Below are 9,920 nucleotides of genomic sequence, written 5' to 3' on the forward strand. Positions count from 1 at the left end.
CAACCGTCTTTCATACGAAAGCATTCAAACCTTCTCAACGCCCCGCCGTTTGGCTGTCCGTGTGATTGGTTTGGCGGATCAACAAACAGATTTGACCGAAGATTTTAAAGGACCTTCTAAGAAAATCGCCTTGGATGCAGATGGAAACTTCTCAAAAGCGGCTCAAGGATTCGTCCGTGGGAAAGGTTTGACGGTTGACGATATCGAATTCCGTGAAGTCAAAGGGGAAGAGTACGTTTATGTTACGAAGCACGAAGCTGGAAAACCTGCCAAAGAAGTCTTGGCTGGCCTTCCAGAAGTGCTTGCTTCAATGACCTTCCCTGTTAGCATGCACTGGGCTAACAACACCTTTGAATACATTCGCCCAGTTCACACCTTGATCGTTCTTTTGGGTGATGAAGCGCTTGACCTTGATTTCTTGGATATCCAGTCAGGACGTGTGAGTCGTGGACACCGTTTCCTTGGACATGAAGTGGAAATTGCCAATGCGGATTCTTATGAAGAAGACCTTCGTACCGTTTACGTGATTGCGGATAGCAAAGAACGTGAAAACATGATTCGTGAGCAAATCAAGGCTATCGAAGCAGAACAAGGTGTTCAAGTTCAAATCGAAGAAGGCCTTTTGAATGAAGTCTTGAACTTGGTCGAATACCCAACTGCCTTTATGGGAAGTTTTGACACTAAATATTTGGACGTTCCAGAAGAGGTTTTGGTGACATCAATGGAAACACACCAACGTTACTTTGTTGTACGTGACCTTGATGGTCAGCTGAAACCAAACTTCATCTCCGTCCGTAATGGTAACGCTGAGCACTTGGAAAATGTCGTTCGAGGAAATGAAAAAGTCTTGGTGGCACGTCTCGAAGATGGTGAATTCTTCTGGCGTGAAGACCAAAAACTTAAGATTGAAGACCTCGTTGCTAAATTGGCGAACGTGACCTTCCATGAAAAAATTGGTTCTCTGTCTGAACACATGGCCCGTGCTGGTGTCATTGCAGCGTCACTAGCTGAGCAAGCTGGTTTGACAGCTGAAGAAACGGCAGCCGTCGCTCGTGCAGCTGAAATCTACAAATTTGACCTCTTGACGGGTATGGTCGGAGAGTTCGATGAATTGCAAGGAATCATGGGTGAAAAATACGCCCTCCTTGCTGGTGAAGATGCTGCGGTAGCGACAGCTATCCGTGAGCACTACCTTCCTGATTCAGCAGACGGAGCCCTTCCAGAGACTAAGGTTGGTGCCATCCTTGCCCTTGCAGATAAATTGGATACCCTCCTTTCCTTCTTCTCAGTAGGCTTGATTCCATCAGGTTCCAATGACCCTTATGCGCTTCGTCGTGCAACACAAGGGATTGTCCGTATCTTGGATGCCTTTGGCTGGCATATCCCTATGGATGAGTTGATTGACAGCCTTTACGCTCTTTCATTTGATAGCCTTTCTTATGATAATCAAGCAGAAGTGCTCAACTTCATCAAGGCGCGTGTGGACAAGATGATGGGACGCACAGCAAAAGATATCAAAGACGCTGTTCTTGCTGGTTCAAACTTTGTCGTGGCAGATATGTTGGAAGTAGCTGACGCTCTCTCAGAAGCTACGAAGACCGATGGTTACAAGGCAGCTGTTGAATCCCTCTCACGTGCTTTCAACTTGGCAGAAAAAGCAGATGCTTCAGTAGCGGTCGATGCCAGTCTCTTTGAAAATGATCAAGAAAAAGCTCTTGCTAAAGCAATTGAAGAGCTTGAATTGACTGGTGCAGCTAGTGACAAATTGACTCAACTCTTTGCTCTTAGCCCAGTCATTGATGCCTTCTTTGACAATACTATGGTGATGGCAGAAGATGAGGCTGTTAAAAACAACCGTTTGGCCCTTCTTGCAGGTCTTGTAGCGAAAGCTAACGCTGTTGCAGCCTTCAACCAATTGAACACAAAATAAGTACCTGGTAAAAGGTAGAAAGTAGGTCTTATTATGACACCTGAAAAAATCGCTCGAATCAATGAGCTTGCTAAAAAGAAAAAAACAGAAGGGTTGACTCCAGAAGAAGAAGTGGAGCAAGCAAAACTTCGTGAAGAATACATTGAAGGTTATCGTCGTTCGGTTCGTCACCATATCGAAGGAATTAAAGTGGTGGACGAAGAAGGTAACGATGTGACACCTGAGAAACTACGCCAAGTACAACGAGAGAAAGGTTTGCACGGCCGTAGTTTGGATGATCCCAATTCATAAATAGATAATAGAAAACTCGATCAGAAGTTGAACTGATCGAGTTTTCTTGTTCTATATGGGCTACTCTGAATCCTTATCTCTATTTTTGTAGTTTTTCCATTGATTTTTAAATATCCAAATAGAGATGGCAAGAACGAAGGCTGCTGTCCAAAAAATCCAAGGGACAGGGGTGCGTAGGAAAAAGTAGACTGCAATTAGATCGGCCACTAGCAGGCCAAGGAGGAGGTATTTCTTATCTTTCATAGAGTTATTGTATCACAATTTGCTTCTCTCGGTCTATTGGTTGATAGGATGAGCTTTTGAAGAATGGGAACTTTTTATCCGAAAATGATGAGCAGATAGAGAAGAGAATCTCAAGTGCATCCTGGTCAGATTTGTGGTAAAATAGATAGGATATGAGTAAAGAATTTCATCATGTAACGGTCTTGCTCCATGAAACGATTGATATGCTGGATGTAAAGCCAGATGGAATCTATGTGGATGCCACTCTAGGTGGAGCTGGCCATAGCGAATATTTATTAAGTCAATTAAGTGAAAAAGGGCATTTATATGCTTTTGACCAGGATCAGCATGCGATTGATAATGCGGAGAAACGATTAGCTCCTTATGTTGAAAAGGGCATGGTAACCTTCATCAAAGACAATTTCCGGAATCTTCAAGCGCGTCTCCAAGAATTGGGAGTCAATGAGATTGATGGAATCTGTTATGATTTAGGAGTTTCTAGTCCCCAGTTAGATGAGCGGTCTCGCGGTTTTTCTTATAAAAAAGATGCTCCCTTGGACATGCGGATGAATCAAGAAGCCTCTTTGACGGCTTATGACGTGGTCAACAACTATGATTACCACGATCTAGTCCGAATCTTTTTCAAGTATGGGGAAGATAAGTTTTCCAAGCAAATTGCTAGAAAGATCGAACAAGCGCGTGCGGTAAAACCGATTGAAACGACGACAGAATTGGCTGAAATCATCAAATCGGCAAAACCGGCTAAGGAACTAAAGAAAAAGGGGCATCCAGCCAAACAAATTTTCCAGGCGATTCGAATTGAAGTCAACGATGAATTGGGAGCGGCGGATGAATCAATCCAGCAGGCCATGGATTTGTTGGCAGTTGGTGGTCGTATTTCAGTCATTACCTTTCATTCCTTGGAAGATCGTTTGACCAAACAATTGTTTAAAGAAGCTTCTACAGTAGAAGTACCGAAGGGCTTGCCTTTCATCCCAGAGGACTTAAAACCAAAAATGGAATTAGTCTCTCGAAAACCGATTCTTCCAAGCCAAGAAGAGTTAGAGAAGAACAACCGAGCTCATTCTGCAAAATTGCGGGTTGCTCGAAAAATTCATAAGTAAGAGGAAATAAACATGGCAGATCAACCATTACGATCTCGTGGCAGTCAGTTGCAAGATCGTATTCGTCGCTTTACCAGAGTAGAAAAAGCTTTTTATGGCTCGATTGTCCTAACAGGGATTATTCTCGCTGTCAGTATTATTTTTATGCAGACGCGGATTCTACAAGTGCAAAGTGATTTGACAAACCTCAATACGGAACTAAAAACAAAAGAGACTGAACTAGAAGATATCCGGCAAGAAGTCAATGAGTTGACTCGATATGAACGCTTGTCTAAGTTAGCTAGTTCTCAGGGGATGACCCTCCAAAAAGAAAATCGAAAAGTGGTGAGTTCAAGTAGCGATGAGTAAATTAAAAAAGAAAATCATTCGTTATTCCCTTAAAAAAAGGAAACTTCCAGACCAAAATCGTCGGCAAGTAGCTAAGAATTTAAGTTTGCTTTCCATTCTTGTTTTCTTCATATTTCTCATTAATTTTGCAGTTATCATAGGCACAGATAGCAAATTCGGAAAAAATTTATCTGAGTTATCCCATCAAGTCCATCAGAAAACAGAGATTGTTCCAGCCAAACGAGGAACAATTTATGACCGAAATGGAGCTGTTATTGCTGAGGATGCGACGACTTATAATGTTTATGCGATCATCGACAAAACCTATAAATCGGCAAAAGGTGAAGTTTTATACGTTGAAGAAAGTCAATACAACCAAGTAGCGGACGTTTTTAATCGTTATTTGGGCATGGAAAAAGACTATGTCGTCCAACAACTGTCTCAGAAGAAGCTCAACCAAGTTTCTTTTGGTGCAGCGGGGAATGATATCAGCTATAGCAATATGGATGCTATCCGGAGTGAACTAGAAGCTGCCAACATTAAAGGTGTTGATTTTACGACGAGTCCAAACCGGAGTTATAAAAATGGGACCTTTGCCTCTCAATTTATCGGTCAAGCTCAATTGATAGAAGATAAAGAAGGCAATAAAACCCTGCAGGGAACAACGGGAATAGAAAAATCCTTGGATCGGATCCTGGGTGGTCAGGATGGAGTGGTGACCTATGAAAAGGATCGCAACGGAAATATTGTGCCAGGATCAGATAAGGTTGCCGTGAAGACAGAAGATGGGAAGGATGTATACACAACCCTTTCTGCGGAACTTCAAACCTATCTCGAAACCCGAATGGATGTATTCCAAGAAAAGGTAAAAGGTAAATATGTCAGTGCGACCCTGATCAGTGCCAAAACGGGGGAAATCCTTGCAACGACGCAACGTCCAACCTATAATGCAGATACCAAAGAAGGCTTGGATATTAAGAATCTGAGAACCTGGAACACGATTCTTTACCAGGATCAATATGAACCAGGTTCGACTATGAAGGTCATGACCTTGGCAGCGGCGATTGATCATGGGACTTTCCCAGCCTATAACGAGGTATATTACAATAACGAGTTACAGGTGAAAGATGCGATCATCAAAGACTGGGATATCAATATGGGCTTGTCAGAAGGTCGCTATATGAATATTGCCCAAGGTTTTGCCTATTCAAGTAACATTGGGATGACCAAGCTTGAACAGAAGATGGGCAATAATGTCTGGATGAATTACCTCACACTCTTTAAGTTCGGACTTCCTACACGTTTTGGAATGGGGGACGAAAGTTTTGGAGGCCTACCAGGTGATAACTATGTCACTCAAGCCATGTCTTCCTTCGGTCAAGGGATTTCGGTGAACCAAACGCAGATGTTACGTGCATTTTCTGCCATTGCAAATGATGGGGAAATGTTGGAGCCTAAATTTATCAGTGCGATCTACGACGGCAAGCATGAAACTGCCCGTAAATCACAAAGAGAGATTGTCGGCAATCCAGTATCCGCTTCAGCTGCCCAACAGACCCGTAATTACATGATTACGGTAGGGACTGATCCTCAATTTGGTACCCTCTATTCATCGGATGGTCCCATTATCCAAGTAGCTGGACAAAATGTTGCTGTTAAATCAGGGACAGCCCAAATTGCGACAGCTAATGGCTACTTGGAAGGTGAAAATGATAATATCTACTCGATTGTTGTCATGACACCTGCTGAAGACCCAGATTTTATTATGTATGTGACAGTTCAACAGCCTGAAGTCAGCTTTAGTCCAAAGAGCTGGCAAGAACTGGTCAATCCAGTCTTGGAAGATGCGGTTGCTTTGAAGGATGAGTTGAATCTAGTAACTGAAACCAAAGCCTTGGATGGGGTCACGAAAGAGGACACCTATAAGATGCCATCGGCAGAATCCTTGTCGAAAGAATTGAACTTGAAGCAGACCATCAGCCCAGGTGGCTTCGCAGATGAACTGCGTCGCAATCTGATCCAGCCGGTCGTCCTAGGAACTGGAAAGAATATTAAAAAGATGTCTGTATCAGCAGGAACGAAATTAAAAGCAAATGAGCAAGTGTTATTATTAACAGATGACTTGGATTCAGTTCCGGATATGTATGGCTGGACCAAGGAAAATGTTGATAAATTTGCGGAATGGACGGGCATTGAGATCACCTATAAAGGGGAAGGTTCTCGTGTGAGCAAACAAAACGTCAAAGTAGAAACTGCTTTAAAGAAGACGAAGAAAATAACAATTACATTAGGAGATTGATATGTTACTTGCTACCCTAGTAGTATCCTTTATACTGACAGTTATTGGCATTCCAGCCTTTATCCGTTTCTATCAACGGGCCCATATTTCGGGGCAACAAATGCACGAAGATGTGAAGCAACACAAAGCCAAAGCAGGCACTCCTACTATGGGGGGAGTAGTTTTCTTGATCACTTCAGTCTTTGTCACCCTTGTCTTTAGCTTCCTAACTGGGAACTTTACGCGTCCTGTTCAATTGATCCTCTTTATTTTGGTCTTGTATGGAATCGTCGGTTTCTTGGATGACTTCTTGAAGGTCTTTCGTAAGATCAATGAAGGATTAAATCCCAAGCAAAAATTAGCCCTGCAATTGGTGGGAGGGATCATTTTCTATCTCTTCTCTGAACGTCATGGAGCTGGTAGTCTTCTCAATGTCTTTGGTTGGGATGTCTATTTGGGACATTTCTATATTATCTTTGCCTTGTTCTGGTTGGTTGGTTTTTCAAACGCAGTCAATTTAACGGACGGGATTGATGGCTTGGCAAGTATTTCGGTAACCATCAGCTTGATCGCTTATTCCATCATCGCTGTTTGGCAAAGACGAATCGATATCCTTTTTGTGACGATCAGTATGATTGGAGCTCTATTAGGTTTCTTCGTCTACAACCACAAGCCGGCCAAGATTTTCATGGGAGATGTTGGAAGCCTAGCACTAGGTGGGATGCTTGCGACTCTATCCATGGCTCTCCACGTAGAGTGGACCTTGCTCTTGATTGGGATTGTCTACGTCTTTGAGACTAGCTCTGTCATGCTCCAAGTGTCCTATTTCAAATGGACCAAGAAACGGACAGGGGAAGGACGCCGGATCTTCCGCATGACGCCTTTCCATCACCATTTAGAATTAGGTGGTCTGTCTGGTAATGGACCTAAATGGTCTGAGTGGAAGGTTGATGCCTTTCTCTGGAGTGTTGGTGCAGGAATGAGCGCCTTGACTCTCTTGATTTACTATTTGACCAATTCATAAGTCATGAATCATAAAAGGTTGGGATTGCTATCTCAGCCTTTTTCGCGGGCTAGGAATTGCTGTCCAAAAGAAGAGCGGGAAGAGGAGTTTTCTGATATAATAGTAGAGATGATGAAAGGATAAGAGAATGAAATTTACAGATTTTAAGTTTAAGGACTATATCCAAGAGGCCTTAAAAGAAATTAATTTTATCGAAGCAACAGAAGTTCAAGAAAAGCTGATCCCGATTGTTTTAGCAGGCCGTGATTTGGTCGGTGAATCTAAAACAGGATCAGGGAAGACCCATACTTTCCTCTTACCAATTTTTCAAACCTTAAATGAGGATAGTAGCAATGTCGAAGTGGTCATTACAGCGCCTAGTCGGGAATTGGCAACACAGATTTACCAAGCGGCTCGTCAGATTGCTAGCCATTGTGAAAAAGAAATTCGGATTGCCAACTACGTTGGGGGAACTGATAAGGCTCGTCAAATCGATAAGCTCCAAATAGCCCAACCCCATATTGTCATTGGGACACCTGGACGGATCTATGATTTGGTCGCTTCTGGAGACTTGGCTATTCATAAGGCTCACACTTTTGTGGTTGATGAGGCGGATATGACTCTCGATATGGGCTTTTTGACGACGGTAGACAAGATTGCATCCAGTCTTCCAAAGAAGCTTCAGTTTTTGGTCTTCTCTGCTACGATTCCGCAAAAGTTACAACCCTTCTTGAAGAAATATTTGTCTAACCCTGTCATGGAGCAGATCAAAACCAAAACGGTGATCTCGGACACCATTGATAACTGGTTGGTATCGACAAAGGGGCGCGACAAAAACGAGCAGATTTATCAACTAACGCAGGCTCTTCAACCTTATCTGGCTATGATCTTTGTGAATACCAAGGACAGAGCGGACGATTTGCATGCTTTTTTAGTAGAAAAGGGGCTCAAAGTCGCTAAAATCCATGGGGGGGTTCCTCCACGGGAGCGTAAGCGCATCATGAACCAAGTCAAAAACCTGGATTTTGAATATATCGTGGCGACTGACTTGGCAGCGCGTGGGATTGATATTGAAGGGGTCAGTCATGTTATCAACGATGCTATTCCACAAGACTTATCCTTCTTTGTCCACCGCGTTGGCCGGACTGGTCGGAATGGTCTTCCTGGCACAGCCATCACCCTCTATCAACCGAGTGATGACTCAGACATTCGGGAGCTTGAAAAATTGGGCATCCAGTTTGTCCCTAAGGTCTTGAAGGCTGGAGCTATCGAAGATACCTATGACCGGGATCGTCGGGCTAATCGTGAAAAACGCCAAGAAAGACTTGACATTGAGATGATCGGCTTGGTCAAGAAGAAAAAGAAAAAAATCAAACCAGGCTACAAGAAAAAAATCAAATGGGCTGTGGACGAGAAACGTCGCAAAGCCAAGCGAGCTGAGAATCGTGCTCGCGGTCGAGCAGAAAGAAAGGCGAAACGCCAAACCTTTTAGTGATAAAGAAATTTAAAGATTTCCATAAAAATTAACTATTTGGTCGCTGATTTATTTTGTGATAGACTATCTATAGATAGTCTATTTTTTTGCTCTTAGGGGAGACGCTTGCTTGAGATCACATCAGACCTGAAGCATGATTTACGAACGATCAGTAGCAAAACTCAGCATTTTAACTGTAAATATGATAGAATGATTCATTATCGAGGGAGGAAGTAACGAAGATGTTTACAACTACTTATCTGGCATCTGGCTGGTACGAAGAGTTTTTAAAATGGATACCAGAAGGAGAAATCTTTAACCTACGCGTCGTTTTTGAAGCTATTCCAGGAATTTTAAAAGAGCTTCCAAATACGATTTTATTAACCTTGGCAGGAGCCTTTTTTGGTTTATTGCTAGCGCTATTGTTTGCCATTGTCAAAATTAATCGGGTAAAAATCCTTTACCCGATCCAAGCCTTGTTTGTGAGTTTTTTAAGAGGGACACCAATTTTGGTTCAGTTGATGCTGACCTATTATGGAATCCCGCTCCTATTGAAGGCCATTAACCAACAATATGGGACAGCCTTTAATATCAACGATGTACCAGCCCATTTATTTGTCATTGTGGCCTTTGCCTTCAATGAGGCAGCCTATGCCAGTGAGACCATTCGGGCAGCGATTTTATCTGTTGATGCGGGTGAAATCGAAGCAGCGAAGAGTCTCGGTATGACCAATGCCCAAGTTTATCGTCGGATTATTATTCCAAATGCAGCAGTGGTTGCGACTCCGACCTTGATCAACTCTTTGATTGGTTTGACCAAGGGGACTTCTCTGGCCTTTTATGCAGGTGTTTTGGAAATCTTTGCCCAAGCCAAGATTATGTCGGGGAATGACAGCCGCTACTTTGAGCGCTTTATCTCTGTTTCATTGATCTACTGGGCCATTAATATTTTGATTGAACAATTGGGACGTTGGATCGAACAGGTACTCGCTATCAAAGATCCAAAAGTTGTTACCCAAACCTTGCAAGAGGAGGAACGAGCAGCATGATTCGGATTTCACAATTATCAAAATCTTTTTCCGGTCAAGTAGTCCTAGACCATCTTGATTTAGAAATTCAAAAAGGGGAAGTTGTTGCCTTGATCGGTTCTTCTGGAGCTGGGAAATCAACCTTCTTGAGAAGCTTGAACTATTTGGAAGCCCCAGATAGTGGCAGTATTGATATCAATGGGGAGAAGGTGGACTTTGAAACTATCAGCAAGGACGAGATCC

Annotated in this window: 9 protein-coding genes; all 9 read left to right on the forward strand. The window is 42.9% G+C overall.

Features of this window, described 5'->3' with window-relative positions; genetic code table 11:
• Positions 1-1,930, forward strand: a 1,930-nt coding sequence (gene glyS, locus ACLOR3_RS09715; protein WP_412037186.1) for a glycine--tRNA ligase subunit beta, incomplete at its 5' end; no start/stop codon positions are given.
• 33 nt (positions 1,931-1,963) lie between these two features.
• Positions 1,964-2,221, forward strand: coding sequence for a DUF896 family protein (locus ACLOR3_RS09720; protein ID WP_023920274.1), 258 nt, complete (start codon positions 1,964-1,966; stop codon positions 2,219-2,221).
• A 395-nt stretch (positions 2,222-2,616) separates the two neighbouring features.
• Positions 2,617-3,567, forward strand: coding sequence for a 16S rRNA (cytosine(1402)-N(4))-methyltransferase RsmH (gene rsmH, locus ACLOR3_RS09725; protein ID WP_006596867.1), 951 nt, complete (start codon positions 2,617-2,619; stop codon positions 3,565-3,567).
• Positions 3,568-3,579: 12 nt separating this feature from the next.
• Positions 3,580-3,915 carry a cell division protein FtsL gene (gene ftsL / locus ACLOR3_RS09730; RefSeq protein ID WP_006596866.1) on the forward strand — a complete coding sequence of 112 codons (336 nt, stop codon included), beginning with the start codon at positions 3,580-3,582 and terminating at the stop codon, positions 3,913-3,915.
• Positions 3,908-6,193: a penicillin-binding protein PBP2X gene (gene pbp2x / locus ACLOR3_RS09735; protein WP_411400992.1), complete on the forward strand. Its 2,286-nt coding sequence runs from the start codon at positions 3,908-3,910 to the stop codon at positions 6,191-6,193. The genes ftsL and pbp2x overlap by 8 nt, the downstream gene beginning before the upstream one ends.
• 1 nt (position 6,194) lies before the next feature.
• Entirely contained in the window at positions 6,195-7,196 is a 1,002-nt protein-coding gene (gene mraY / locus ACLOR3_RS09740) for a phospho-N-acetylmuramoyl-pentapeptide-transferase (protein ID WP_223355638.1), read from the forward strand.
• Positions 7,197-7,323: 127 nt separating this feature from the next.
• Positions 7,324-8,667: a DEAD/DEAH box helicase gene (locus ACLOR3_RS09745; protein WP_195214374.1), complete on the forward strand. Its 1,344-nt coding sequence runs from the start codon at positions 7,324-7,326 to the stop codon at positions 8,665-8,667.
• A gap of 224 nt (positions 8,668-8,891) precedes the next feature.
• Entirely contained in the window at positions 8,892-9,698 is an 807-nt protein-coding gene (locus tag ACLOR3_RS09750) for an amino acid ABC transporter permease (protein WP_120701202.1), read from the forward strand.
• Positions 9,695-9,920: ATP-binding cassette domain-containing protein (locus ACLOR3_RS09755; protein ID WP_412037187.1), on the forward strand; the 226-nt coding region annotated here is incomplete at its 3' end. The genes ACLOR3_RS09750 and ACLOR3_RS09755, both read left to right, overlap by 4 nt.

It is taken from the genome of Streptococcus intestinihominis (assembly GCF_046824975.1).
Lineage (GTDB): Bacteria > Bacillota > Bacilli > Lactobacillales > Streptococcaceae > Streptococcus.